This is a genomic window from Paenibacillus woosongensis (assembly GCF_009725165.1).
Lineage (GTDB): Bacteria > Bacillota > Bacilli > Paenibacillales > Paenibacillaceae > Fontibacillus > Fontibacillus woosongensis.
The window spans coordinates 180754-206637 of record NZ_WNZW01000008.1 but is presented as its reverse complement, the minus strand read 5'-3'; the positions used below and the strand labels follow the sequence as shown (position 1 = coordinate 206637).

The following is a 25884-nucleotide window of genomic DNA, read 5'->3' as shown; positions in this document are numbered from 1 at the left end:
TCAAAATATGGAAGGTTTTGAGATTCATTCTTCCTTCCGGTTCGTCTCCATCCACTGTACGGCCCAGTCTACGAGCTGTCTTTGTCTTAGAAAACGTACTTCTGCCTCCCCAACCTTGTAAATCGTCACATCGTGAGCTCTATCATATTGCTGACCCAATTCATTGAAATCCTCATCATCTACAGCTTGAGTGCGGTAGGTCACCCATGTTCTCTTCCCGTCGATCATGATCGCACTGCTTTCTTCCGTGAACCGCTTTGTCGGAAAGCTCGCCCTAGTCTCTGCTAAGTGCAGCGAAGTGTTCTTGTCGTATCCGACTCCAATGAGCAGTATATGACCATCAAGCTCATATAACTTATCAAGCGGCGATCCTTTGCCAAAAATCTGGCTTAAATCATGCTCCTTCGTAAGATAATCCGCATGTTTGCCTACCGCAGCAAATGACCTGGCAGGATGGTCGGATCTAGCCGCTCCGGGCCATTTTCGGAATACCTCTGCCACCACGCCCATACCGATGGCTGGCGTAATTTCTTTGTCATAGGCTGGCCAATGCTCGCGTATGATGGGCCAGTGTATGGGGCATACCTCCCAATGAACACCCGTGGCAGGGTCAAGGTTTTTCCAGGTTTGGGAGGGCATCACCAACGTCCCTTCTTCGCCGACAATTTCAAGCAAAGCGCGGATTAAAGTCTCGGCGCCGCCGACCACGAATCCGATTTTGCTTAAAGAGGTATGTACAATAATCGTTTGCCCATTCGATACGCCGCAGCGTCGGAATTGCTCCTTAAGATCGCTTTTGGTCAATATCGGTCTTTCGGTGTAACGGGAATTTTCCACCATGCTCACTCCTTCATTGTTATCAGACTATACTGAGATCAAAAAAAAGAGACAATCCCTCGTTAAGCGAGGGGTTGTCTCTGGTGATGCCAGAAAAGCATTGCCCTTAAATTCCTGCATTTCTTTTACATTATATTGGAAAAGGAAAGCAGCTTCAATGGATTTATGGAAGAATAATATGACTGAGGTTATTTTTGTTATTTCATGCCCCCGAAAATTCAAGACTGTTACGTATAAATTATTAAGGGGGCGATCTCGCATGCATTATGCCAATCAAACTATAGAGAAGACAATATCGATGGGCTACGTGTCCGAGTCATTCTGGGATCGTTGGTTGGGAAGCGGTCTGCCGAAACCGACGGTATATGAGCTGCGCCAACGGGTCAACGGCATTGAGGATTGGATGGAAGTGCTGCACAGCTATGCTGATATGTTTGAGCAGCTAGCGCTTAAAATGCAAAGACAGCATTTGATCAGTGAGGCGGAGTACTTTTATCGGCATGCAGCGATGAACTATTATCTGATCCAATGGATGTTCCCCTATACTGGAACAGACAAACAAATGTGGTATGAGTATTGCAGGGACTTGAACATGGAAGCGGACAATTTGACGGCAGACATGATTTCCGAAGCGGAGATTCAAGTCCAAGGAAATCAGTGCCGGGGCCGGGTAAGAATTCCAAAGCATCCGCGTGGCTGTGTTATCCTTTTGAATCCGATCGATTCAGCGAAAGAGGAGTCAATTAAATTTGAGACCGGCTTTGCAAGAGAGGGCTTCGTCACAGTCAGCTTTGATGGTCCAGGACAAGGTGAAACGTATGTGTTTAACCGCTGCCTGGCCACACGGAGAGGCTGGGAGCTGTTTGTGGAAGAAGTGATCGAGTTTGCGGCACAGCAATTTCCAGAGCTGCCGCTGCATTTATTTGGTATAAGCTTCGGGGGTTCTTGGGCGATTGAGGGCGGAAGCCATCCGAGGATTGGCAGGGTTGCCGCAGTCAGCCCTGTACTGGAGAGCGGGATAGCGCTGCCCGACTATTTCAAGGAGCGGTTATCCCATGTGATTGTGGAAGGGGAGGAACCTCTCGCATTAAAGGAGAATATCAGGCGCGACCGGCCAATGCTTCTCATTCATGGCAGGATGGATGAGTGGGTCAGGGATGAAGAGATCCGCTCGCTCTATCGGACAATAACCGCGGATAGGCTGCTGATTGAATATCCGGATGAACGGCATGGCTGCAGCTTCAGGATGGATGACATCATTCGGGCAGCTTCGGATTGGTACGCATCTTAGCGGGAGATGTATAATTCCGGTGCGTCATTTCTGTTCAGCTGATCTAGGGTAAGTTCTGCATATTGTGTGATTTTTCCTGACTTGATTGCCCATTCCGGGCTTGTTGTTCCAAGTGGGACAGGTATAATGGTGATGAATCATTCATTACCAACAGTTGGAGGTTTATCATGCACACGAAGCAAAGTTTGATCGATCAGCTTGAAAGCGCTGGCATTGACCGGCATGGCACCGTGCTGATGCATTCATCCATGAAAAGTATCGGCGAAGTAGATGGAGGAGCGGACACGGTGCTGGATGCTCTTTCGGAATATATGAAAGACGGGCTGTTAGTTTTGCCTACCCACACCTGGTCTTATATTAATAAGGATAATCCCAAATTTTATGTCGAGACCTCAGAGGTCTGCGTTGGCATACTCCCTGAACTGTTCCGCAAGCGTCCAGGCGTGGTTCGTTCCTGGCATCCGACACATTCCGTGGCGGCGCTAGGCAAGGACGCGGCTGAGTTTACCGCCGGCGACGAACGCTGGGATACGCCATGTCACCGGGAGTCCGCCTGGGGCCGCCTGCTGGATCGCAAAGCGACAATTCTGCTCGTCGGGGTCGACCTGCGCAGGAATACGTTCATTCACGGCATTGAGGAATGGGTGGATATCCCGGGCAGAATGACGGATGGCCATGAACAGCTTTACACGGTACTCCCTGACGGCAGAGAGATTCTGGTGCCTTCCCGCCGCCACTGCGGCCTGCCTTGGTCGGAGCATTTCTGGAAGGTCGAAGGCGTGCTCGAGGAACAGGGAGCGCTCTATCGGGCCCGTCTAGGCGATGCCGAGGTTCTAGTGTGCGATACGGTGAAAACAACGGATATCCTTTCGGATATGCTGCGGGAGAACCCGGATTTGTTCTCGGATAATGAGCCTTTGGCAAAGTAAGAAGAAGGAGATTTACCAAAAAATAAGCCGGCTGCGTTCTGCAGTCGGCTTATTCTGATTATTTTCTGATAATGGGAACTCAAATTTCGCAAAGATAGTCTTCGGCTGCTTGCATTCCTTCGACAAATAACCACATGTTTTGCAAAAGCGATGTAGTAAAATGGTATGCGTCAAGCAAGCGATAATTTTATTGATGGGGAGAGGTGGCAATGGAACGGGTAAATGAGACAGCGATCATAACAATGCAGGCTTTCAGCGCGATTGGGCTGCGTTGGGAGGGAACTTTTGCCGAGGCGGGAGAGGGCGGTATACGCGCGATTCATCAGGAACTCCAGCGGCGGCGCGGTGAAATCCGTGGCATCCTAGACCTGGACAACTTCTACGGCTTGTCTTACCATGCCTATCCGGGCGGAACCGGATTTGTGCATTGCGCGGTATTTCAGGTGGCTGATGCCGGTGAGCAGGCGCCGGAAGGCATGATCAAGCTTCAAGTTCCAGCGATGAAATATGCGAAGTACGAACATCGGGCCGACCAGAATATCGAGGAATCGTACAGCAGCATATATGCCTGGATCGAGCAGCAGGGATTCAAGACGCTTCCGCAGGAAGGCAAGGAGCTGACGCATTTCGAAATATACCCTAGCGAACAGGATCCTTACAGCACGAATCCCCAATTTACGATTATGATCCCAGTTTTAGAGGAATAGCTCATTGCTCTTTTTTTTTAAAAAATGACCTGTCGCATCGAAAACGCCGAAAGGCGTTTTTTATAATGTAGAAGAGGTGGTCTAGGTTTCGGAGTTTCCGGAGGCTGCTGACGGACCCTGGTTCCGCTACTCCACTCAAACAATGGTCAAGAGCAGTAGTTTTTCCCAAATAAAGAATCTTGCGTCCGATAGTTTCTAATTCATGGACGGGAACCGGAAATAACGGATCCCCTGCCCGTTACGTTTGACTGCCTAAACTGCCGCCTGTCATTCTGCAAATAGCCTGCCGACTCACTGCTGCTTTACTCAATTACTCTACCCACACATCCTGCGCATCGCATTATTGTAGTAACATCCCGCACTAACCAGCGCACCGCATACTGTATTCGCACGCATCACATTACTGTAGTCGTAACCGACACTATCCGAGGTGCTCTCACTTCACGCTGGAATCCGGCCAACAGCCGTCACCGATTATCCAGCAAATGCCGATAACACGCTCGCTTTACACACAGCTAATCATTTGGTGTAGAGGTTTCGAAGGTTGTAATTTATAATAAGAGCTTGGGACGGGACACCAAGACTTAATTAGCGAGGTAGGTAAATATGAACGCGATAGAAGTGCAGGATCTGCGCAAAGCATTTAAAATACAAAAAAATCGCGAAGGCCTCAAAGGGGCCTTTGCGGACTTGTTCAAGCGGCAGTACCAGGAGGTCGTTGCCGTGAAAGACATCACGTTCGCCATTCCTCAAGGCGAAATATGCGGCTATATCGGAGAGAACGGCGCGGGCAAATCGACAACCATCAAGATGCTCACAGGCATACTGGTACCGACCTCCGGCAGCCTTACTGTTGGCGGCTATGTTCCCTACGAAGAAAGGGAGCGGTTCGTGCAAAATATCGGCGTCGTTTTCGGGCAGCGCAGCCAGCTGTGGTGGGACATTGGCGTCATCGAATCGTTCCAGCTGCTGCGGAAGGTGTACCGCGTATCCGAGCAGGATTTCAAGAAGCGGCTGGACGAGCTCGTGGAGCGCCTGAAGCTCCAGGATCTGCTGAACCGTCCGGTGCGCAAGCTTAGCCTGGGGCAGCGCATGCGCTGCGAGCTGGTCGCCGCCCTGCTGCATAATCCGTCGATCCTGTTCCTCGACGAGCCGACGATCGGGCTCGATATTGTCGTGAAATCGGAAATTCGCGACTTCCTGAAGGATATGAACCGCGAGCACGGCACGACGATCCTGCTGACGACGCATGATTTGCAGGATATCGAGGCGCTTTGCTCCCGCGTGATTATGCTGGATGACGGGCGGATCATTTATGACGGCGGCCTGGAGGAGCTGAAGCAGCGCTGGGGAACGGGGCGCGAGGTGCTGTTCCAATTCGGAAGAGCGACGAAGCTGGAGACGCTGCGGCAGTGGACCGCTGGGCTGGCCGTGGAATGGTCGGCCGAGAACGATCTTAATGCCAAGGTCTGGATTCCGCTGGAGCTTAATGTATCCGATGTGCTCGGAAGGGTAGTGGGTCAGGCAGATATTACGGATATCAAAATTATTGAGACGAATACCGATGAAATCGTGCGCAGCATATATCAATCCGGTTCGGCGGAGAAGGCCGATGAAGCGTTTGATTCCCTGGCGGATGGTACCAAAGAGGTCAGCCATGTCTAAACGTCCTTCGTCCGAGCTGACTTCATCCAGACCGGCCCGCCCGGAGGGACGGAAGCCGCGTCATAGCGGAAGGCGTCTGCTGCTTGACGCGTATTTGGATTTTATCCGCATCCGATTCCTGACCATGCTTGCATACCGAATTAATTACTACACCGGTATTCTAATCTATACTCTCAATATCGGGGTCAACTATTTCACCTGGAAAGCCATCTACGGCGACGGTGATTCCTTGGGCGGCTTTACCGCCGTGCAGATGACGACGTATGTTGCGGTATCCTGGATGGCCAGGGCATTTTATTTCAATAATCTGGACCGGGAAATCTCGTCCGATATCCGCGACGGCAGCATTGCCATCCAATTCATACGTCCCTACAACTATGTATTTGCCAAAATGATGCAGGGCCTCGGGGAAGGCATGTTCCGCTTTCTGCTGTTCATGATTCCCGGCATGGCTATCGCCATGCTCCTGTTCCCGGTGCAGCTGCCAACCGCCCCGTCGGCATGGGCTGGCTTTCTTGTCATGCTGATCTTCAGCTTTCTAATCAATTCGCAGATTAATGTCATAACAGGCCTCTCGGCCTTCTTTATCGAGAATAATGAAGGCGTTATGCGGATGAAGCGGGTCCTCGTCGATCTCTTCTCAGGGCTTATCGTGCCGATCAGCCTGTTCCCTGGCTGGCTGTCCAAAGTGCTTGAGGTGCTGCCTTTTCAGGCAATTACCTATTTGCCGGGCTCTGTCTTTACGGGCAGAGTGCAGGGCGTAGGCATCTGGAATGTGCTGGGCATTCAGGTGTTCTGGTTCGCGGCATTAATCATCCCGATGATTCTGTTATACCGGGCGGCGCGGCAGCGCCTGTTCGTGCAAGGAGGTTGACGAGAGGCATGACGAGAATGTTGTATTACTTGGGATTGATTATGGAATATTTCAAAAATTACATGAAAACCCGACTCACATATCGCGCCGATTTTTGGGTCGAGGTGATCTCGGATTTGCTCTTCCAGGCGACGAACTTTATTTTTATCCTGGTGGTCTTTATGCATACCGACAGCCTGGGCGGCTGGAGCCAGAATGAGGTCATTTTTGTTTACGGCTTCTTTATGGTGCCATATGCTGTGTTCAGCTGTTTCGTCAATATGTGGAACTTCAGCGAACGTTATATCGTCAAGGGGGAGATGGACCGCGTACTGACGCGTCCGGCGCATCATTTATTTCAAATTTTCCTGGAAAATATCGATCCGCCAGCTCTGATCGGCGGTCTCGTCGGCATCATTATTATGGCGATCAGCGGCGGGCAGCTCGGGCTGCCGTTGGAATGGTGGACTATTCCGGCGCTGATTATTCTGACACTCAGCGCGGTCGCGATTTATACAGGGATTTATACCGCGCTCACCTCTTTGTCGTTCTATTCAGACGCGCCGACCGGGATTCTTCCACTCATGTTCAACATCCAGAACTATGGACGCTATCCCGTGACGATCTATAACCGGACAATCCAAATTTTGCTGACATGGGTTATCCCGTTCGCCTTTGTCGGTATTTATCCAGCAGCGTTATTCCTTCAGCGCGAAGAGATGACGGGCATGGCACTGCTCACCCCAGTGATGGGGGCAGTATTTCTAGCGATTGGCCTGCTGGCATGGAATATGGGGGTCAAACGCTATAAAGGGGCAGGCTCCTAAGGTGGGGGGCGGCATGTGGTCTGGCCCGCCCTCGAGGCGCCAGGAACTGGCGCGCTACGGAAAGAAGCCGTCAGCCTGTACGCCGTTCCCAGCCGCCGGAGTATATCCACTATGCATAAACACCCCGCTAAAGCAATTAGCGGGGTGTTTGCTATGTCATCTTATCCAGCTTCATTTATTGTACAGTAAAGGCGGTGCGATCCGGTCAATCCGGTTCGTCCATATGCCGCCGGTATAGCCTTTGGGAAGCAGCGTTAAGTCCTCTATAGTGTCAAAGCCCTCGGACCACTCTCCGCTGCCTGCGACAACGATTACCCGTGTGCCCGCATCATCCATCCGGTTAAGAAATTTATTCGGCCAACCCCACAGCCACGAAGCGAACTTCAAGGGGATATGGAGCTGTGTGTTCCTGCAGGCCGAGGGCATGTAACCGCTCCAGCCGACCCCTTCGTACGCAAGCAGACAGCTTTTGAGCGTAGCCTTTGACATCACTCTCAGCCCGGGCAATTCCTCCTGCAGGGCAGCTATAGGTTCATCGCCTCCATAAACCGTCATCTCACGCAAGCGCTCCTCCGGCAGATCCGCGAGATACTGCGCAAGCTGGCGGCCCTCCTCCGGGTCATTGCTTTTAATATGAAGCAGGAAAGTTCCTTCCGGAAAATGCTCCAGCACTTCATCCAGCGACGGCATCAACCCAATGCCTTTCCCGCGGAAAGGGTATGTCGCCCCGTTATCCGCCGTGTAGCCGTAGCCGATATCGATATCCTTCAGCTCATCCATCGTATAATCACCGACCATGCCCTGCACGTTCGTCCGGCATTCCAGTGTCCAGTCATGGAACACGGCGAATTGGCCATCCTTGGTCGGCTTAATATCCAGTTCCACCATGTCCGCTCCGGCGTCGAAGGCAGCCTGCATGGAAGGGATGGTGTTCTCCAGGTAAGGGTGCTCCGGCTCGAAAATTCGGGTGGCCGTGCAAGTATCTCCCTCCATGCCCTCCATGCTGAACGTTTGACCAAGACCGCGGTGCGCCAGCAGGAAAGGTGACCCGCTGCGCTCCTTAGTCAGCAGGGACGTATTGTTCAAATAGATGAACGCCGACAAAATAAGCAGAACTACAAAAGTGCGTTTCCAGCCTTTTTTAAGTTTCATCTTCTCATTCCCTCCTTCTATAACATGGACAGCTTAAGCTCGATCCGTCGTGGAGTGCAGTATGCTGCGCAGCGTCTGATCCAGACGGGGAAATTTGAACTCATAGCCTTCCTGCTCTAATCGCTCTGGAATCACCCAGCGGCTCTTCAGAATTAATTCGGTTTCCGTCTGAATTATGACGGCGCCAAGCTCCAGCAGCCATTTCGGCGAAGGGAGGCCGAAACTACGGTTCATTGCCCGCCGCATTTCGCTCATGAGCTCCCGGTTGGTGACAGGATTCGGAGAAGCGCAATTGAATACGCCGCTTAAATCCTCCCTGGCCTGCAGGAACGAAATAATGCTGTAAATGTCCTCGATATGAATCCAGCTGAAGCGCTGGGTTCCCGGACCTTGGATACCGCCAAGTCCGAACCGGACGAGGTTTTTGTACGGTGTCATGACGCCCCCGCCCTCTCCAAGGACGATGGAGATCCGCAGCGCTGCTTGTCTTGTTGCCGGCAATTTAAAGGCAAAAAAGGCCTGCTCCCATGCTTGGGCCACCTCGACGGAGAAGCCAGTCCCGATCTCGCCGTCAGCTTCCGTCATGGGCCGATCCTCCGCGTGTCTGTAAATCGTGGCCGTACTGGAATTGATCCAGAGGGCAGGCGGCTGCTTGCAGGCAAGCACGGCTGCGCCGAGAAGCTGGGTCGTCTCCGTACGTGAATCCATGATGGCCTTTTTGTTCTTGTCGGTATAACGGCAGTCGACGGATTTGCCCGCCAGATTGATCAGCATGTCCGCTTGCTCCAACGCATTTACAATTCCCTTGTGATCCCGCCATGATATGTGGCCTGGCTGTCTAGAAATATGTATGATTTCATACCCCTGCTGCTGATACTTCTTACTGAGATAAGTTCCGATGAAGCCGGTTCCTCCAGCCAAGACAATTTTTCCGGTCATAAGCGTAAACAACTCCGTTTCTACCCTGAAGGGTTCCCTAGAAATTGACTAATTCGCCGTCCATTTAATTATGTAGACGTTAACATGGTCACAAAGTTACACTTTCGGATATATTTCTCATGAATAGAGCCTTGTTTTCATAAAAAAGATTTGGGACAATAATAAACAGAATTTGAAGTTCTGAAAAGAGGAAAATATGATGAATATATCATCCATTTATGGATTTACGTTAGATCAGCTGATCGCCTGGCTGGAGGAGCGGGGACACAAGAAATCACGCGCGCTCCAGGTATGGGATTGGCTGTACCGCAAACGGGTACACAGCTTCGCGGATATGAATGACGTCAAGCCTGAGGTTGCTGCGCTGCTGGAAGAGAATTTCGTGATGGAGACGCTGACAGAGCAGGTGAAGCAGCAGTCTGCGGACGGAACGGTTAAGTTTCTCTTTAAACTGGCAGACGGGAATCTGATTGAGACGGTGTTAATGCGGCATAAATTCGGTCTCTCTGTCTGCGTCACCACTCAGGTCGGCTGCAATATCGGCTGCAGCTTCTGTGCGAGCGGATTGCTGAAGAAGAGCCGTGATTTAACGAGCGCCGAAATCGTGGAACAAATCATGAAAGTTCAGTTCCATTTGGATGAAGCTGGACAGGAGGAGCGGGTAAGCCATATCGTCGTTATGGGCATCGGCGAGCCGTTTGATAACTTTACGAACGTATCCGACTTTATTCGCACGGTGAAGGACCATAAGGGTCTGGCCATCGGGCCGCGCCGCATTACTGTATCCACAAGCGGCCTCGCGGACAAAATCATTGAGTTTGCCGACTCCGATCTGAAGGTCAACCTGGCGATTTCACTGCATGCCCCCAACAATGAGCTGCGGACGCGCATCATGAAGATCAACAAGGCCATCCCGATTGAAAGGCTGATGGAGGCTATAGATTACTATTTGGCAAAATCGAACCGGAAGGTGACTTTGGAGTACATTTTGCTAAGAGACGTTAACGATGGAACAGAGCATGCGCAGGAGCTTGCCGACCTGATCGGCGACCGGCGAAATGGGGTTACAGTCAACCTCATTCCATATAACCCGGTCGATGAACACGGCCAATACCAGAGAAGCCGCAAGGAGTCGATCCTGGCCTTTTACGATGTGATGAAGAAGCAGGGAATCAACTGCAGCGTCCGCCTGGAGCACGGCACGGATATCGATGCCGCCTGCGGTCAGCTGCGAAGCAAGCAAATTAAGAAGGACAGAAGAATATCTTAAGTAGACCTATGCCGTTACCGTCCCTCATTCTCCTCATAGACTAATATGTGACCTAAAAAGGAGGATGAGGGTAGTGGTTGAAGCCTATTATACTTGTTTGCACTGCAAAGATAAGAGGGTTCGCATTCTAACCACAGATGGACAGCAGTATACGGGGACGATTACGAATGTAGACTACCGAAATGTTTATTTGCGTCCCGATGCTAGGGGCGTTGTCAAAACCTCGGCATTTTACCCTGGATTTATCGGCAATGAGATTCTGACGTTAAGTCTGTTCACGCTGCTCGCAATCGTGTTGATTTAAATATGATGATCAAGACTCTCCTTTTTAAGGGGAGTTTTTTTTGCTGACTCCTGCCTAACTACCTTCTTTTACATATATGGAACCCTTCCGGGGTTATAAATAAAATACTTACAGCGCGTTAAGAAAATATAGGATAAAATGAAAATTAAAACCCAAAATTTGGGGCCTTAGTAATAATGATAATGAAACAAGAGGGTTTACACCCAAATAGGAGATGAGAGTAATGACCGTACGGCACTATAGCTGGACAAAGCTGCTGATGGTATTCATGATAGTAATTTTAGGATTATCCGCCGCTGCCGGCGTGTATTCCAAGGGAGAGGCCGTGAAGAGGGCAGGCTCGTCCACAGAGGAATTTATTACGAAGCATATGACAAATGCAAATGGAACTTTAGCCACTTATTTGCAGCCGGGAGCCTCAACTGATCCGGATATCGTGGCTGGGCGCGAGGCGCTTTCCGAGTCATTGGGATTTTGGATGCAGTATGCCGTAAAGAAACGGGACCAAGCGTTGTTTGAACGCAGCTATGAGGTGCTGAACAGCCGATTTTTGACGTCGGAGAAGTATATTGTCTGGAAGATAGAGTCGGATGGCCGGGTGAAGGTAAATACGAATGCGCTTGGTGACGATTTTCGCATTATCGGCAGTCTGATAGAGGCATCACAGCTTTGGAAAAGAGACGAATATTTAGCCGCGGCAAGGGAAATATCGGACACGTTGCAGATGCATGTGCAGAACAACGGCTATTTCGTCGATTTCCACGACTTTGCGAGGGATGAATCCCCGGCAACGCTGAGCCTGGTTTATGTGGATATTGCGGTGCTTAGGCTGATGAAGGATCATCAGCTTATCGATTCGGGCACTTACGAGCAATACGTTCGCTTACTCTCCGAAATGCCGGATGACGGCGTGTTCTTTCCGGTCACCTTCGATGTTCAGAAGCAGAAATATGCATACGGTGACGAGGTTAATCTCATCGATCAATTAATGATAGGCATTCACCGTGCAGAGCTGGGCAAGAAACCGGCCCCCCTTATCTCCTTTCTGAAGAAGGAGCTCCGCCAGCAGAAGAGCATTAAAGGACGCTATAACCGGGCAACCCGCATGGCGGAGGTCTCTTACGAATCGCCATCGGTTTACGGCCTTGCCATACTGTTAGCCTTGGAATGCGGAGATAAGGAATGGGCTAAGCAGTTGAACAAACAAATGGTATCCCTTAAGAATAAGGACACATCCTACTCTGGCGGGTATGTATTTAACAAGAACACCCATTTTTTTGATAATATTCTTCCCTTGCTTGCCGAGACAGCTATGCAAAATCCTTAATTTAGGGTAATTGTTCAGAAAGTGTATAGTTTGAATCTGTAGAATATAGTATTAAAAGATCGAAATATCCGGCACTTCCCGTATGAGGCTTTATATGGGGATGCCTATTTTTTTACACCATGGATTGTAAGCCAGAACTCTCCTTGGGCTGATGACGACATAGAAGGAAGGTTGATTATGAGGCGCAACATACCGGCGTATCGCATGGCATCGGGCTATATCCTGCTTATTTTGCTGGCAATCGTACAGCAGTTCTTCGTCTTTCTCAACGTTTATCTTGAGCAGAGCTATACCGGGGCGGAATTTGCGTTTAGCATCGCGGCCTTGGCGGCGCTGCTGATCGGGCTGATACTTCCATTAGGGGTGTCCGTCGTCGGAGTATTCGTGTTCCTGGTCGGGTATTTTGTATGGTTGTCGACTTTTGCGCGTCTTGATGTTTTGGCTTTTTTGTGGATTTTGCTTGTACCGGCTAATGTTGGTATCGCCGCTGTAATCAAATCGGCGCTAATTCGCAGCAAGATCGTCATCCAGCGTCTGGCGGAACTGGAGCAGCGTACACCGCAGGTTGATCTTGATACGGCGCTTGGTAACAAAGAGGCGCTGGCCGAAATTGTCGTCAAACAGTCTAATTTGGCCAACAGGTATTCAGAACACTACAGCTTCTGCATGGCGATGTTCAAAATCGATTTTCTACCGCTGGTGCAGGAATCGCTAGGTTCGCAGCGTTATGCCCTGCTTCTGCAGGAGCTATCAAGCATTATTCAGACCCAGATCCGTTATGAGGATTATAAATTTTCCCTGGAACAGGGCAGGTTTATCATTCTGTGTCCGATGACCAACCATGACTTCCTGCAGGCGTTGGCGGATCGGATCAAGCTGGCCCTGATGGATATTCATTTCCTGGATAGAAATGGGCACCCCCTTAAGCTCGTCATTCGCGCGGGCACGATCGTATTCCAGAAGGAGCAGTTCAGCAAGTATAAGGATATCGACGCAATTATCGCTGCGCTGGAGAGATATTCCGAAACGGATTTGATAGGGGAGTACATTTGATTGCTAGAGGGGTTGCCCCGGATTCGGGAGGGAGGTGCCGAGTTTGCTTATGGCGTCGTACGTTGACTGGTTCATTCCATTATGTATTGGAGTCAGCTTCATATTCGCGGTGACCGTTGTCATTCTAACGGTTGCAACCCTTGTATTTCGGGACAGAGTCAATAAAAAATATGATCGGGGGAAATTCAGTGGCTGATGTATTGTTGATACTCTGCATGGTTAGCATCTGGATTGCCGTATTTCAATCGATCATCATTATGACCGGGGCCATTCGCTTTGTATGGCGGCAGAGTATAACGCCGTTGACAATGCCTGCCGATATGGAAGGCTTCCCCACGGTGACCGTGATCGTTCCGGCCCACAACGAAGAGCTTGTCATCACGGCTACGGCAAGGCATGTTCTCCATCTGAACTATCCCGAGCACAAAATCCAGTTTATCGTCGTGGCGGATAACTGCACAGATAATACAGCAGGGCGGCTAAAGGCGCTTAAGGCTCAGCCCATGTACCGGCATCGGGACTTCTTCATCATGGAGCGTAAAGGAACGGGCGGTAAATCAGGCGCCTTGAACGATGCATTGGAGCATGCCGCCGGGGAGTGGATCTGCATTTTTGACGCGGACGCTGCCCCGGAGAAAAATTCGCTGCTCTTTCTCGTGCAGAAGGCGATGGAGGAGCCGGAATTGTACGGGGCGGTGTTTGGACGCAACAAGGCCCGGAACCGGGGGCAGAACTTCTTATCCAGGTGCATTAATTTGGAGCTGGTGACGATGCAGCGGGTGCTCCATACCGGAATGTGGGAGCTGTTCAAGCTGGGGACGATACCGGGCACGAACTTTATTATCAAAACGCCGCTGATTAAAGAAATCGGCGGTTGGGACGAGCAGGCGCTGACCGAGGATACGGCCATTTCGTTTGAAATTCTCTCCAGGGGCCAGCTTATTGCGCTGGCCCCGCAGGCCGAGGCTTACCAGCAGGAGCCGGAGCAGCTATCCGTATATATGAAGCAGCGCGAACGATGGGCCAAAGGGAATTACCAGGTCGTACTGGACAATTTTCACCACTTGTTCAAGCCTTCGAGCTGGCGCATCAAGCTGCATATCCTCTATTATATGGCCAGCTATTTCTGGTTTCTGGTCACGATCGTGATTTCCGACCTGATCATTGTCGTCAACATCGCTTATTGGCTTATCGCTTTATTTAAACCGGAGTTGCTGTCTCCCTTTCAATTTGAAGGCGATGTGTACATTTATCTGATCATCGCCTGGGGGCTGATGTATTATTTGTACGTGCTGCAAATCAACCTTGCCCTGGCTTCCGATATCGGGCAGAGCAACGTCCGGAACTTCGTTTTGTCCTGTATTACGTATTTTACTTACGCACAGCTATTCCTTGTCATTTCACTGCGTGCCTCTTATAACATGATCATGGACAAAATCATGCATCGGGAAAGTAAATGGTATAAGACGCAGCGGTTTGATTAGGCCGGGGAAGGCTAACGGGATATTTGAAGAAAGGGGCCAGAACAATTCTAGCGGTGGATTGGCCCAATTGCCGTTTGCGCGATAGTAATGCAGAAAAACCTTTGTCTAAACCCGTGAAATCTGATACAATAACCCGGAATCAATCAATTTTATATTCTACTTATACGGTGCTGCCCATAATGTATTATGACGCAGCTTAATAGGGAAGTTCGATGAAAATTCGACGCGGTCCCGCCACTGTAACGCGGAGCTGACTATCATAAAACCACTGTTGGATCATCAACGGGAAGGGGATAGTTGAAGCGATGATGCGAAGCCAGGAGACCTGCCGTGTAAGAGCTCTGTAATTTCTCACGAGGATGAGATGGAGATGTTTATCGTGCTGCTGCCGTATGTTTAGTCATTGGAGCGGCCGAGTGTGTATAGTGTTACACGGACAAATCTTCGGAAACATCTTTCTCTAGGGGAAAGGTGTTTTTTTGTTGTCCACAAAAAAAACAATGGTAAAGGAGAGCGGACGTTGAACAGTTGGAAGAATTGGATGAAGAGAAGCTTACCCTTATGGATGAGCTTCATGCTGCTGCTGTCTCTAGTGAATCCTCAGCTCGCCAAGGCGGCAGGAGGAACCAGCAACACGCAGCTGAACAGTATGATTACGAGCACTGTGGACTACTATGCCAAGCAGTACAGTGATGCCGGCTCGACGAAACGAATCGAGTCATGGTGGGAGCTGGTAGCTTTATGGGGCGCAGGAGAAGATTTGCAGGATGGAAGCTGGAGATTGCCTTCCTGGGAGACGACGGCGCCTAATTTAGCGGCCAATAACGGAGGAACCGAGCATATCAGATACATATTCGGGCTGCTGGCTATGGGGAAAGACCCAGCGCATGCTTGGGAGACCGATCGAAATTTATGGGCTGAGCTTGCAGCACAACAGAATCCTGCTACAGGGGCGATCGGCGGCGTTAACAAGCATATTTGGGCCATGCTTGCTATGGATGCCGGGGTCAAACTCGGCGCGGACGTAGGCACATGGGATGCGGCGGCGGCGAAGAAAGCTCTAGACTATTTGCTATCTTGCCAGTACGCAGATGGCGGATTCGGTTTAACGCCGACTGGGTCGTCCGGCGATACGGACATGACCGGTATGGCGCTGTTGGCGCTTGGCAAATACCAGGGCCAGAGCGCGGTGGACAGCGCTATTCAGCGCGCAAAGGAGCTGTTGAAGCAGCGGCAGCTCGATCATGGCGGGTTTAACTCACCCGGGACATGGGGATCCGGAGACAACTCGAATAGCCTGTCGACTACAGTGTCTGGACTGGTGGCTGTAGGCGACGATGCGTTATCATCCGAGTGGATCAAGAACGGTCACTCGGTATTGGATGCTTATGCGCTGTTCCAGCTGGCTGACGGCTCCTTCAAATGGAAAGCTGCCGACGCGAGAATGAACAGCATGTCTACGGAGCAGGCGCTTATTGCACTGCTTGACATCCAGTATGGGCAGTCGACCTGGTTTCGTATCGCTGAAACGACGCCGGTTCAGCCTGGTGTAACGGCACAGCTGCAAGTGACCGGAATGGACGGGGAGCTGTATGCGCCTCAGACTGTCACGGTAGCTCCGAACGGCGGAGAAGTTACAGCGCTTGATGTGATGAAGCAGGGTCTTGATACCGCTGTGCCGCCGATCAGTTACAGCATTACGGGCAGCGGCAGCAATGCTTACGTAACGGCGATTGGCGGACAGGCTGCAGGAACTTTGGGCGGCTGGGACGGCTGGATGTACAACGTCAATGGTGTTGCTCCTTTTGTAGGAGCGGGCGATTATGTCATTCAGCCCGGCGATCAGGTACATTTCTATTACAGCCGCTGGGCGAGCATAGCGCCAGCAGCATCTGAAATCAGTCATGGAGCCTTGAACCCGGCGATTGAAATTAAGCTGGTAGGAGATACGTTTACGCCGGCTGCAGAGCAGGCAAATCACTGGCTTATTGACACAGGTACGACAGGGCTGCAGGTTGCGGGCGTAACCCTGCTCAGTAACCAGCTGGCTAACATTGCCCTTACAGGCCAAGCTGCCGAAGGCACAATATCCGTGCAGGCATTGGCAGGAGCCTTGGCCGGGCAGAGCGACAGCGAGGCGGTGAACGTAGTTGTTCCAGCTTCCTCCGGGCCGGTTCACGAACAGATCATTCCAATTCCGGATGGTGAGACTCATTTTGAGAACGGATCATATGGAGATCCGTTGACAGAAGACAGGGTCATTCTGGAGTTTGCCAAAGCGCAATTGCCGCAGGTCACTTCAGTTACGGACAGTACGTATTTCGATATTGCTCCAAATACTGAGGTCATTTCATCTGGCTGGAACAGCCAGATTCAACTGCCTAGCAAGCTGAGCTCCTCGGATAATTCGTTGATTAATAAGGTAAACGCCACATTGTCTTTAACGAACGAGGAACTTACTCAAATTGCGATTCGCGTCAAGATCGGCGGCAGTGACCGGATTGACTTCAGCCGTCATGTGACGTTGAAGCTGATTGGGCAGGGCAGCAGGCATGCCGGCTGGATCGGCAGCGATGGAAGCTTCCATCCGATTCCGAAATACAACGACTCCTCGGCAAGAGCGGATGCGGTATATGCCTACGCAGATGACCGCGGGGATTTAGTCATCAAGACAACGCATTTTACGGAATTTATCGCCTATGACCTGAAGACTAAGGATACTCCTGGACAAGGAGGCAGCCCGGGCAACGGCGGTACCCCTCCTGGCAATGGCGGAGCTCCCGGCAATGGGGAAGGCACGCCTGGCAATGGCGGTAATCCGGGCACAGGAGGCGGCGTAGTAACTCCGCCGGCAGTGCGTACAATTAAATTGTCTGTGGAGAAACATACAATTGGCGAAGGTGACATTATTGCGCCTGTCACGGTTACGCTCCAGGATGGAGATACCGCATTTACTGTCCTAAAGAGAGCGCTGCAAGGGCGCGGTATTTCTATGAATTACATCGGTTCAGATGCTACCCTTTATGTTCAAGCAATAAACGGTTTAGGTGAATTCGATAAAGGGCCTGTGAGCGGCTGGATGTATCAGGTGAACGGGGTATTTCCAAATTACAGCGCAGGACTGTATACGCTGCAGAACGGCGATGTTCTCCGCTGGCGTTATACTACAAATCTAGGTAAAGATCTTGAAGATGAAGACGCAGGACAAGGAGCACCGGGCGCCGGAGCGCCTGGAGCTGGCGGGCCTGCTGGCATTGGCGCTGCCGAAGGAGCCTTAGGACAGGCCGCAGCGGCAACACCGGAGCAGCAAACGGCTTCTCTGGAGCGTGTTAAGTCAGCAATTGCTAAGGCTTCGGCTTGGATTTTGAACAATCGCAGCTTCGCCAAGCATGATAATTTTAACGATTGGGACGCTTTAGCTTTAGCTCGCTCCGGCAAGCAAGTGCCTGCGGAATATTACTCGGTGCTCGAGAGCCATGTCCGCGAGAACAACGGTGAATTCCGCTTAGTAACGGACTACGAGCGCATGGTGCTGGCTGTTGCCGCAATCGGAAAGGACCCGCGCAGCGTAGCGGGGACAGATTTACTGGAGAAAATCTACAACAATGCGCGCATGATGAATCAGGGTACAAACGGACTCGTATTCGCTTTGCTGTCCCTGGATGCTGCCAAGGCGAATATTCCGAACGATGCACTGTGGACACGGGACAAGCTGGTCGCTTCGCTTCTGCAGCAGCAGAACACCGATGGCGGATTCCCGATCAGCAAGTCGTCCAACGGCCAAAGCGATATCGATATGACGGCCATGGCGCTGCAAGCTCTGGCGAAGTACCAGAACCGCAAAGAGGTCAAAGCGGCTGAGGATAAGGCGCTGGCCTGGCTGTCACAGCAGCAGCTCGCCAGCGGAGGCTTTAAAGCATGGGGCGTCGAGACGAGCGAGAGCATTTCGCAAGTGATTATTGCCCTGTCCAGCCTTAATATTCCACTGGACGATCAGCGGTTCGTGAAGAGCGGCGGCGATCTGCTCACAGCGCTGCAAGCATATATGAACAAGGATGGCGGCTTCGCCCATACGGCAGGGGGAGCCAGTGATTATATGGCAACCCACCAGGGGCTAATGGCGCTTGGTGCGTATGAGCGGATGCAGAAGAAGCAAAGCACGTTATTTGATATGTCCGATATACAACCTGCCGTCTCCAAACCGGCTCCAGTTGTATATGGGGATCAAGCATCCATATCTGCATGGGCGAAGGAAGCGGTTGAAAAAGCGACCGAGCTGGGCTTGATGGCAGGAACGGGCACGGCGGCGCCGCAGTTCGAACCAAAACGAGGTTTGACCCGTGCGGAATTCGCGGTGCTGGTCGTCAAGCTGGCAGGCGAGCAGCCATCTGGAAATACGGCGGGCTTCAAGGATGTCAGCCAAGGCTCCTGGTACGCCGGATATGTAGCTGCGGCTAAGGAGAAAGGTTTGATTTCCGGCTTGAGCGATCATCATTTCGGGCCGAATCAACAAATAACCAGACAGGAAATGGCGACGATTCTTGTACGCATGCAAGGGCAAATGCTGCCGAATGCAGGGGAGGGTACAGCCCCGAACCGTACTCTCAAAGACCGTGAGCAAGTATCCGATTGGGCTGCTGTTTATGTGGATTCGGCTGTTCAATCCGGGCTCATGTCGGGAGACGGCGACTATTTCCGGCCGCAGGAGCAAGTCACTAGAGAAATGGCTGCTGTCGTGATCGTGAAAATGCACGCCATGATCAATCCATAGCATTAACCGGGAGAAGGAGACTTAAGCCTCCTTCTTTCCCTATTTATACGATTATCATAGCTTGGGGTGGGCATATGCCGAAATGGAGCAGGACAGTATGGCAGAATAGAAACAAACTTTTCGGGCTGTTGGCCGTTATCGCTATCGTATTAGCTGCGGTATGGTTCTACGGAAGTGGCAACCCGGAACGGACTGGTTCAGCCGGTGACGCATCTGGTAATGCATCTGTCGAGGCGTCTCGTAATGGGGCTCAGTCTGCCGAAGCAGACTCCAGGAATTACTTTACGGAGAACGGAGAGGCCAGACCGGGACAAGAGGCGGTACCGGACAAGGAAAAGCCGTCTTCAGCTTTACAGCCTGAGGGCATAGGAGAGCCATCACCCGCTGAATCCAGTGACAAGGGCGTTGCACAAGGCACAGCCGGCGGGTCAACAGCAAAGGCGGAAGAGCCATCCATTGCTGATCCCGGTGAGGCAGCGCTGCCCCATGCCGGGAAGCAGGGGGTTGCAGGCAGTCAAATCGGTGAAGGGAAGCGGGCCGATGAGGGCAAAATGGCTGACGCAGCAGAGGGTGCTGGGCCTCAAACCATTCCGAGCGGTTCGGAAACAGCAGCATCTTCTACGCCGCCAAGTGCCGGGGCGAAGCCCGGCAAAGACAATGCCAAGGAGACAGGAGCCAGCTCCGGTGATTCAGTTACGCTAACAATCGTTGGATCGCCGGATATCGGAACAATTATGGGGACGGTCGAGGTAGACATCGGCGAATCCAAGACCGTACTGGACGTACTGAAGAAGGCTACCCGCAGCCAGAAGCTGCAAATGGAGTATACCGGAAGCGGAGCGACAGCTTACGTGCAGGGCATTGACAATTTATATGAATTTGATAAAGGCTCCGGCAGCGGATGGATGTACAGCGTCAACGGCAAATTCCCGAACCGGAGCGCGGGAATATGGCCGCTGAGCCCCGGCGATGACATACGGTGGCTGTACACGGAAGACTTAGGCAAAGATCTGGGCGCAGGCGCAGAAGACGGGTTATGGGATGGGAAGAGCTGATATGGTCTATGGGTTTACAGGACTGCATCCGCAGTTAAGCATGCTGTATTTCCTCGTATTGCTGGGAGCCTGCATGATGTTCCAGCACCCTGTATATTCGCTGGTGTCTTTCATATGCGTTGCAGCGCTCCTCATCTCTCTCGATGGGGGGAGGGCCTTGAAAAAAGTAATTAAAGGCTACTTGCTCATCGCCTTTGTCATATTTATTTCGAATCCGTTTTTCTCCAGCCGGGGAGCCACGATCCTGTTCTATGCCTGGGACCGTCCAGTTACGATGGAAGCCATCGTGTATGGCGCGATATTTGCCTTATCATTGCTTAACATGCTGCTCGCCTTCGTTGCTTTTAATTTGGTCGTGACGCCGGACAAGCTGTTGTATCTGCTTACGCCTTACGCACCGCGAACGGCCTTTGTAATTACTGTAACGCTTCGCTTCGTCCCCCTGCTGACCCGCAGATTGCAGCAAATCATGACGATTCAGAGGGCAATGGGTTATTTACACCCCGGAGGAAGCAAGAAGCACCTGATGCGGGAGGGGATGGAGACGATGCATACGCTCGTCGGCTGGTCCTTGGAGGAAGCGCTGCAGACGGCCGGATCCATGAGGGCAAGAGGTTATGGGATCGGGCCAAGAAGCAGCGGCACAGTCTACCGGATGGATCGCCGGGACAAGCTCGTGCTGTGGATTATGATCATAACGGGGCTGAATATCGTGATCGGCGCTTTGTTTGGCGTAAATCATTATGAAGTATATCCCCGGCTGCAGACATGGCAGTGGTCGTCCCAGCTGGGAATTCATTTGCTTAGTTATGCTGTATTCCTGGCCATCCCCCTTGTGATGAATGGGAAGGAGTGGCTGCATTGGCGCTATATCAGATCGAACATGTAAGCTTCCAATACCCGGAAGCATCAGAAGCGATGCTGACGGATATAAATATCACCGTTGAAGAGGGAGACTTTGTATTATTATGCGGACCATCGGGATCGGGAAAGACGACGCTGCTTCGCCAGCTGAAGCGGGAGATTAGGCCGGAAGGACATCGGCAAGGAGAAATACGGTACCGGGGAATCTTGCAGGACGGTTTGGATACAAGGCATTCCATCGAAGAAATCGGAATGGTCTTTCAGGATCCGGACAGTCAGATCGTCATGAATACGGTATGGCAGGAGCTTACCTTCGCGATGGAGAACCTGGGTTACGCTGCCGAGCAGATTCAGCGGAGAATCGGCGAGCTCGTTCAGTTCTTCGGTATGCAAGGCTGGCTGCAGCTGGGGGTGCATGAGCTGTCCGGAGGCCAGAAACAGCTTTTGAACCTGGCTTCCGTGATGTCTTTACGGCCCAAAGTACTGCTGCTGGATGAGCCGACGGCACAGCTTGACCCGATTGCCGCCAAGGAGTTCATTCAATTACTTGCCCGGATCAACGAAGAGCTGTCTATTACGATCATTATTAGCGAGCATAGAGTTGAAGAGCTGTTCCCGCTTGCTAACCAAGTTGTCATGCTAAAGGCGGGGGAGGTGGCTTACGCTGGTGCTCCGCAAGAAGTCATCCGTAAAATTTGGAGCGGTCGGGATGAATTTTTTATCCCTTATCTGCCCGCGGTCTGCCGATTATTTCTGGGAGCTGGCGGTGAGGATGCCCGGATAACGGAGGAACCCATTCCGCTTACTGTTAGGGCAGGTAGACAATGGATTAGCCAGCATACAAAGGCACTGGCAACCCAGGCTGAATCATCAGCAGAAGCATCAGCATCTACTGATAGGCCACTAGCCGCAGCATTAACCGTGCCGTTAAACGCAGAGCGGACAGCGAAGCAGCAAGCGGAACAGCAGGCCGGAAGGCAAGGAACGCCCTTGTTGGAATGCAGGGAGCTGTTTTTTACATATGAAAAAAATACGCCTCTCGTGTTGAAAGGCTGTTCGCTGCATATTCATCAAGGGGAATTCTTTACATTATTCGGCGGGAATGGCTCAGGAAAATCTACGCTTCTGCACCAAATTGCGGGCGCCAGGAAACCGCAACGTGGGAACATTTTTTTGGAGGGAAAGTCGTTGCTGCGCAGCAGTACCGCCGAGAGGAGCCGATTAATCGGCTACGTGGCACAGAATCCGCTGCTTTACTTCACGCGGGATACGGTAGGGGCGCAGTTCAAGGATCGCATCGAACGGCTGGAGCAAGGCTCCGGAAAGGGACACCAGCAGGGCCAAACTTTTCCTATGAGCAGGCAGAAGCGGTTAGACGAGCTGCTGGAGCTGTTTGAGCTGAAAGGATCGTTGGACAAGCATCCGTTAGACCTCAGCGGAGGACAGCAGCAAAAGGCAGCGCTGATTCTCGTCCTGCTGGCAGAGCCGCGATTGCTGCTGCTCGACGAGCCGACAAAGGGGCTTGATCCCACCTCCAAAATGAAGCTGGCGGCACAGCTTGATGCCATCCGCGGGAAGGGCACAACGATTCTGATGGTCAGTCATGATATCGAATTTGCGGCCAGTTATGCGACGCGCTGCGGGCTGCTGTTTGACGGCAAGCTGGTTGCGATAGATGAGACGAGGAACTTTTTGCGGGACAATTACTTTTACACGACAATTATTCATCGTACGGCGGGCGATTTCTTCCCCGCAGCGATTACCATGAAGGATATAGGGATGCCATGGGAAAAATAAAACGTTTTGTCTATGCCGGCAGCATCATTGCAGTGATTGTTCTGCTGGCTGCCGTGTTATGGTTCGAGGAGTATTATCTCCCGCTCAGCTTCTTGGTTATCGGGCTGGCGATCATTCCCTTTTTTATCCGCTTCGAGAGAAAAAAGCTGCGGACGGAGGAAATCCTGCTCGTCGCGATGCTGGGGGCCATTGCGGCCGTGAGCCGCGTGCCGTTTGCGCCGCTCCCCAGTGTGCAGCCGACGTCCTTTGTCATTATTATGGCGGCGCTTGCCTTTGGAGCCGAGACGGGATTTCTGGTGGGCAGCATCGCCGCCGTCGTATCGAATATATTCTTGGGCCAAGGGCCATGGACGCCGTGGCAGATGTTCTGCTGGGGAATGATCGGGTTCACGGCAGGACTGCTTAAGGACTCGTTATGGATGAAACGGATGTGGGGCAGAAATCTCTTCGGATTCCTCTGGGGATTTCTGTTCGGCTGGATCATGAATTTATGGTTCCTGATCGGCTTCTATGATCAATTGTCCTGGCCAGTATTCGTGTCGGCTTATGCCGCCAGCTTCTACTTCGATTTGGCCCACGCGTTATCGAATGTTTTCTTTCTTACGCTTTTCTCCGGGGTATGGATGCGGATCCTTACCCGGGTTAAGTCGAAGTATGGCCTGCTGAACCCGGAGGACTCGCCGGTTAAATCACCGCGATCGCCGTAATCACCCAGCCGATCAGGAAGGCCACGCCGCCGAGCGGCGTAATCGCTCCGAGCTTGCGGATGCCTGTCAGGCTTAGGGCGTACAAGCTGCCTGAGAATAGGATGATGCCCGCGAACAGGAACCAGCCAGCCAATACAACCAGAGACGGCGATTCGGTCTGCGCAGAAATCAGGCCTAACAGCAGCAAGCCGAGCGCATGAGCGATGTGGTACTGGATTCCGGTTTGATAAATTTTCATCATATCCTCGGACAGCTTCGTCTTCAATGCATGGGCTCCAAACGCCCCCAAGGCAACGGCCAGGAACATCATGACTGCTCCGAGCAGCAATAATGTCGTCATGAATATAAACACCTCCCACTCCAAATAGTAGCTATTACACACGAAGGCGTCAATTCAAGGAGGGGATAGTGTCACAAAATTGGAGGCTCATTTGTCTACCCTGTATCACATTTATGAGGGAGAGATGGACGAATGAGTCTAAGGTTGAATTTACAGAAGGCTAACCCGGCAGCGTATCAAGCGATGTCCGTACTGGAGAAATACACCAGGGAGAGCAGCGTAGATCCTGTAACGAATGAGCTGATCAAGCTTCGCGCGTCTCAAATCAATGGATGCGCCTATTGCCTGGATATGCATGCTAAGGATTTGATGGCGATGGGGAATCATGCCGACCGGATTTTGCTGCTCAGCGTATGGCGGGAAGTTCCGCATCTGTTCTCGGATCAGGAGCGGGCCGCTTTGGAGCTCACGGAATACGTGACGAATATTTCGGTTGAAGGGGTGCCGCAGCCGGTCTATGAGAAGGTGAGGCAGTATTTTACCGAGAGTGAGTACGTAGATTTATTAATAGCCATAAATACGATTAACAGCTGGAATCGCCTGGCTATTTCATCAGGGCTTTTCCCTGGCTGTTTCAAGTCATAAAATGGTAGAATAATCACATAGGAAATGCCGAAAGGAAGCCTTCCCGGGCTTCTTTTTGGCGTTGGGAGGAGGTGCAGGATTGGTGCAACCATTGCAGAATGAGGATGCTCGTTCCGTGCAAATGGGGATGGACATCGACGCATTGTACCGGAATTATCGGACATATGCTTTTTCCATAGCCTATCGGATGCTGGGCGTTATATCTGACGCCGAGGATGTGGTTCAGGACTGGTTTGCGGAGATGCAATCCAAGGATATGACAGAAATTCGAGATGTCAAAGCCTATTTGGCAAAAGGAATTACGAATCGCAGCCTGAACGTATTGAAGTCAGCGCGGAAGCAGAGGGAAGTATATGTCGGAGAATGGCTTCCAGAGCCGCTCGTCTCTGACTACGATTCTCCCGAGCGGACACTGGAGCGGCAGGACGCCATTTCTTATGCCTATCTGGTCATGCTTGAGCGTCTTACCCCGATGGAGCGGGCGGTATATTTGCTTCGGGAAGTGTTTCAGTACGACTATCCTGCAATTTCAGAGATGCTGGGCAAATCGGAGAGCAATTGCCGCAAAATATGCAGCCGGGCGAAGAAGAGCCTCAATTCGGAGGAGATAAGGATTGACGATCATCCTACCCTTGATGAGGGGAACAAAAGAAAGTTGATCGAGCGGTTTATTGCCGCTTTCGAGCGATACCAAATGGAGGAGCTGCTGGAACTGCTCTCTGAAGATGCGGTAATGATAAGCGACGGGGGCGGTTACACTCGTTCCGCTATTTTTCCGATTACAAGCCGGAAGCGTGTGCTGGCTTTGTTGACTTCGCCCAAAGCATTTAAGGAATTGCGCAGGTGGGAAGCTGTGTTGACAGAGGTCAATGGAGAAGTGAACCTTGTCTTTTTGTTAGAAGGTCAATTGAAGGGCATATTATGCTTTCGATGGGCAAGCGAATCAAACCGCATCCAAAATTTATATTTGCTGCTTAATCCCTATAAATTGAATCATGTCCAGTCTGCCTTGCATGAGTAAGATCCCCGGATCTTGCCCATGCTTTTTTTATGAGACTATATATTAAATAATATTATGCACTTTACAATAGTGTGTGGCATACAGTATATTAGGAGCAGGAGTTGAT

Annotated in this window: 23 protein-coding genes and 1 riboswitch; of the genes, 19 read left to right on the top strand and 4 right to left on the bottom strand. The window is 51.5% G+C overall.

The genetic code is table 11. The annotated features are described in order from the left end of the window. Positions 1 to 24 precede the first annotated feature (24 nt). The gene (locus GNP95_RS18425; RefSeq protein WP_155612307.1) at positions 25 to 840 is read right to left on the bottom strand and encodes an AAC(3) family N-acetyltransferase; all 816 of its coding nucleotides are present in this window, start codon (positions 838 to 840) and stop codon (positions 25 to 27) included. 256 nt (positions 841 to 1096) lie between these two features. Between GNP95_RS18425 and GNP95_RS18420 the strand changes: the two genes are divergently transcribed. The 6 genes from GNP95_RS18420 (at position 1097) to GNP95_RS18395 (ending at position 7109) form a co-directional block, all read left to right on the top strand. Next, on the top strand, positions 1097 to 2128 hold the full coding sequence (locus tag GNP95_RS18420) for an alpha/beta hydrolase (RefSeq protein WP_155612306.1): 1032 nt from the start codon (positions 1097 to 1099) through the stop codon (positions 2126 to 2128). Between the two features lie 167 nt (positions 2129 to 2295). Then, positions 2296 to 3057, top strand: a complete 762-nt coding sequence (locus tag GNP95_RS18415) for an AAC(3) family N-acetyltransferase (RefSeq protein WP_155612305.1) — start codon at positions 2296 to 2298, stop codon at positions 3055 to 3057. Positions 3058 to 3266: 209 nt separating this feature from the next. Beyond that, on the top strand, positions 3267 to 3764 hold the full coding sequence (locus GNP95_RS18410) for a GyrI-like domain-containing protein (protein WP_155612304.1): 498 nt from the start codon (positions 3267 to 3269) through the stop codon (positions 3762 to 3764). A gap of 606 nt (positions 3765 to 4370) precedes the next feature. Then, a complete protein-coding gene (locus GNP95_RS18405; protein WP_155612303.1) occupies positions 4371 to 5429 on the top strand; it encodes an ABC transporter ATP-binding protein in 1059 nt (352 codons plus the stop codon). 79 nt (positions 5430 to 5508) lie between these two features. After that, positions 5509 to 6303, top strand: coding sequence for an ABC transporter permease (locus tag GNP95_RS18400; protein ID WP_155612348.1), 795 nt, complete (start codon positions 5509 to 5511; stop codon positions 6301 to 6303). A 17-nt stretch (positions 6304 to 6320) separates the two neighbouring features. Further along, positions 6321 to 7109 carry an ABC transporter permease gene (locus GNP95_RS18395; RefSeq protein ID WP_155612347.1) on the top strand — a complete coding sequence of 263 codons (789 nt, stop codon included), beginning with the start codon at positions 6321 to 6323 and terminating at the stop codon, positions 7107 to 7109. Between the two features lie 171 nt (positions 7110 to 7280). Here the strand turns inward: GNP95_RS18395 and GNP95_RS18390 are convergent, their stop codons facing one another. After that, the gene (locus tag GNP95_RS18390) at positions 7281 to 8261 is read right to left on the bottom strand and encodes a glycerophosphodiester phosphodiesterase family protein (protein ID WP_155612302.1); all 981 of its coding nucleotides are present in this window, start codon (positions 8259 to 8261) and stop codon (positions 7281 to 7283) included. A gap of 33 nt (positions 8262 to 8294) precedes the next feature. Beyond that, entirely contained in the window at positions 8295 to 9200 is a 906-nt protein-coding gene (locus GNP95_RS18385) for a TIGR01777 family oxidoreductase (RefSeq protein ID WP_155612301.1), read from the bottom strand. A 199-nt stretch (positions 9201 to 9399) separates the two neighbouring features. On the opposite strand from GNP95_RS18385, the gene rlmN reads away from it, so the two are divergent. The 11 genes from rlmN (at position 9400) to GNP95_RS18330 (ending at position 23832) form a co-directional block, all read left to right on the top strand. Continuing rightward, positions 9400 to 10470 (top strand): dual-specificity RNA methyltransferase RlmN, encoded by a 1071-nt coding sequence (gene rlmN, locus GNP95_RS18380; RefSeq protein WP_155612300.1) that lies wholly within the window; start codon positions 9400 to 9402, stop codon positions 10468 to 10470. Between the two features lie 73 nt (positions 10471 to 10543). After that, complete coding sequence (locus tag GNP95_RS18375) at positions 10544 to 10774, top strand: hypothetical protein (protein WP_330163508.1); 231 nt, start codon at positions 10544 to 10546, stop codon at positions 10772 to 10774. A 223-nt stretch (positions 10775 to 10997) separates the two neighbouring features. Next, entirely contained in the window at positions 10998 to 12101 is a 1104-nt protein-coding gene (locus GNP95_RS18370) for a glycosyl hydrolase family 8 (protein ID WP_155612298.1), read from the top strand. A gap of 177 nt (positions 12102 to 12278) precedes the next feature. After that, a complete protein-coding gene (locus tag GNP95_RS18365) occupies positions 12279 to 13154 on the top strand; it encodes a diguanylate cyclase domain-containing protein (RefSeq protein ID WP_155612297.1) in 876 nt (291 codons plus the stop codon). A gap of 43 nt (positions 13155 to 13197) precedes the next feature. Then, positions 13198 to 13350 carry a hypothetical protein gene (locus GNP95_RS18360; RefSeq protein ID WP_155612296.1) on the top strand — a complete coding sequence of 51 codons (153 nt, stop codon included), beginning with the start codon at positions 13198 to 13200 and terminating at the stop codon, positions 13348 to 13350. Further along, positions 13343 to 14638, top strand: a complete 1296-nt coding sequence (locus tag GNP95_RS18355; RefSeq protein ID WP_330163506.1) for a glycosyltransferase family 2 protein — start codon at positions 13343 to 13345, stop codon at positions 14636 to 14638. Before GNP95_RS18360 ends, GNP95_RS18355 begins: the two co-directional genes overlap by 8 nt. Positions 14639 to 14786: 148 nt before the next feature. After that, a riboswitch (cobalamin riboswitch) is annotated at positions 14787 to 14985 on the top strand. Between the two features lie 194 nt (positions 14986 to 15179). Further along, positions 15180 to 19409: a DUF4430 domain-containing protein gene (locus GNP95_RS18350; protein ID WP_196427236.1), complete on the top strand. Its 4230-nt coding sequence runs from the start codon at positions 15180 to 15182 to the stop codon at positions 19407 to 19409. Between the two features lie 74 nt (positions 19410 to 19483). Further along, positions 19484 to 20464, top strand: coding sequence for a DUF4430 domain-containing protein (locus GNP95_RS26270; RefSeq protein WP_230873900.1), 981 nt, complete (start codon positions 19484 to 19486; stop codon positions 20462 to 20464). Then, entirely contained in the window at positions 20451 to 21353 is a 903-nt protein-coding gene (locus tag GNP95_RS18340; protein ID WP_155612293.1) for an energy-coupling factor transporter transmembrane component T, read from the top strand. Before GNP95_RS26270 ends, GNP95_RS18340 begins: the two co-directional genes overlap by 14 nt. Then, positions 21326 to 23125, top strand: a complete 1800-nt coding sequence (locus tag GNP95_RS18335; protein ID WP_155612292.1) for an ABC transporter ATP-binding protein — start codon at positions 21326 to 21328, stop codon at positions 23123 to 23125. Before GNP95_RS18340 ends, GNP95_RS18335 begins: the two co-directional genes overlap by 28 nt. Continuing rightward, positions 23113 to 23832 (top strand): ECF transporter S component, encoded by a 720-nt coding sequence (locus tag GNP95_RS18330; protein WP_155612291.1) that lies wholly within the window; start codon positions 23113 to 23115, stop codon positions 23830 to 23832. Before GNP95_RS18335 ends, GNP95_RS18330 begins: the two co-directional genes overlap by 13 nt. Here GNP95_RS18330 and GNP95_RS18325 read toward each other — a convergent pair. Beyond that, on the bottom strand, positions 23810 to 24172 hold the full coding sequence (locus GNP95_RS18325; protein WP_155612290.1) for a DUF423 domain-containing protein: 363 nt from the start codon (positions 24170 to 24172) through the stop codon (positions 23810 to 23812). The genes GNP95_RS18330 and GNP95_RS18325 overlap by 23 nt on opposite strands. 132 nt (positions 24173 to 24304) lie before the next feature. Between GNP95_RS18325 and GNP95_RS18320 the strand changes: the two genes are divergently transcribed. Continuing rightward, a complete protein-coding gene (locus GNP95_RS18320; RefSeq protein ID WP_155612289.1) occupies positions 24305 to 24757 on the top strand; it encodes a carboxymuconolactone decarboxylase family protein in 453 nt (150 codons plus the stop codon). Between the two features lie 82 nt (positions 24758 to 24839). After that, entirely contained in the window at positions 24840 to 25778 is a 939-nt protein-coding gene (locus GNP95_RS18315; RefSeq protein ID WP_330163512.1) for a sigma-70 family RNA polymerase sigma factor, read from the top strand. Positions 25779 to 25884 lie beyond the last annotated feature (106 nt).

What these genes read in the sequence shown, in the direction of transcription:
- GNP95_RS18425 (WP_155612307.1), bottom strand. Translation starts at nt 840, where the DNA reads ATGGTGGAAAATTCCCGTTACACCGAAAGACCGATATTGACCAAAAGC.
- GNP95_RS18420 (WP_155612306.1), top strand. Translation starts at nt 1,097, where the DNA reads ATGCATTATGCCAATCAAACTATAGAGAAGACAATATCGATGGGCTAC.
- GNP95_RS18415 (WP_155612305.1), top strand. Translation starts at nt 2,296, where the DNA reads ATGCACACGAAGCAAAGTTTGATCGATCAGCTTGAAAGCGCTGGCATT.
- GNP95_RS18410 (WP_155612304.1), top strand. Translation starts at nt 3,267, where the DNA reads ATGGAACGGGTAAATGAGACAGCGATCATAACAATGCAGGCTTTCAGC.
- GNP95_RS18405 (WP_155612303.1), top strand. Translation starts at nt 4,371, where the DNA reads ATGAACGCGATAGAAGTGCAGGATCTGCGCAAAGCATTTAAAATACAA.
- GNP95_RS18395 (WP_155612347.1), top strand. Translation starts at nt 6,321, where the DNA reads ATGTTGTATTACTTGGGATTGATTATGGAATATTTCAAAAATTACATG.
- GNP95_RS18390 (WP_155612302.1), bottom strand. Translation starts at nt 8,261, where the DNA reads ATGAAACTTAAAAAAGGCTGGAAACGCACTTTTGTAGTTCTGCTTATT.
- GNP95_RS18385 (WP_155612301.1), bottom strand. Translation starts at nt 9,200, where the DNA reads ATGACCGGAAAAATTGTCTTGGCTGGAGGAACCGGCTTCATCGGAACT.
- rlmN (WP_155612300.1), top strand. Translation starts at nt 9,400, where the DNA reads ATGAATATATCATCCATTTATGGATTTACGTTAGATCAGCTGATCGCC.
- GNP95_RS18370 (WP_155612298.1), top strand. Translation starts at nt 10,998, where the DNA reads ATGACCGTACGGCACTATAGCTGGACAAAGCTGCTGATGGTATTCATG.
- GNP95_RS18365 (WP_155612297.1), top strand. Translation starts at nt 12,279, where the DNA reads ATGAGGCGCAACATACCGGCGTATCGCATGGCATCGGGCTATATCCTG.
- GNP95_RS18350 (WP_196427236.1), top strand. Translation starts at nt 15,180, where the DNA reads ATGAAGAGAAGCTTACCCTTATGGATGAGCTTCATGCTGCTGCTGTCT.
- GNP95_RS26270 (WP_230873900.1), top strand. Translation starts at nt 19,484, where the DNA reads ATGCCGAAATGGAGCAGGACAGTATGGCAGAATAGAAACAAACTTTTC.
- GNP95_RS18340 (WP_155612293.1), top strand. Translation starts at nt 20,451, where the DNA reads ATGGGAAGAGCTGATATGGTCTATGGGTTTACAGGACTGCATCCGCAG.
- GNP95_RS18330 (WP_155612291.1), top strand. Translation starts at nt 23,113, where the DNA reads ATGGGAAAAATAAAACGTTTTGTCTATGCCGGCAGCATCATTGCAGTG.
- GNP95_RS18325 (WP_155612290.1), bottom strand. Translation starts at nt 24,172, where the DNA reads ATGACGACATTATTGCTGCTCGGAGCAGTCATGATGTTCCTGGCCGTT.
- GNP95_RS18320 (WP_155612289.1), top strand. Translation starts at nt 24,305, where the DNA reads ATGAGTCTAAGGTTGAATTTACAGAAGGCTAACCCGGCAGCGTATCAA.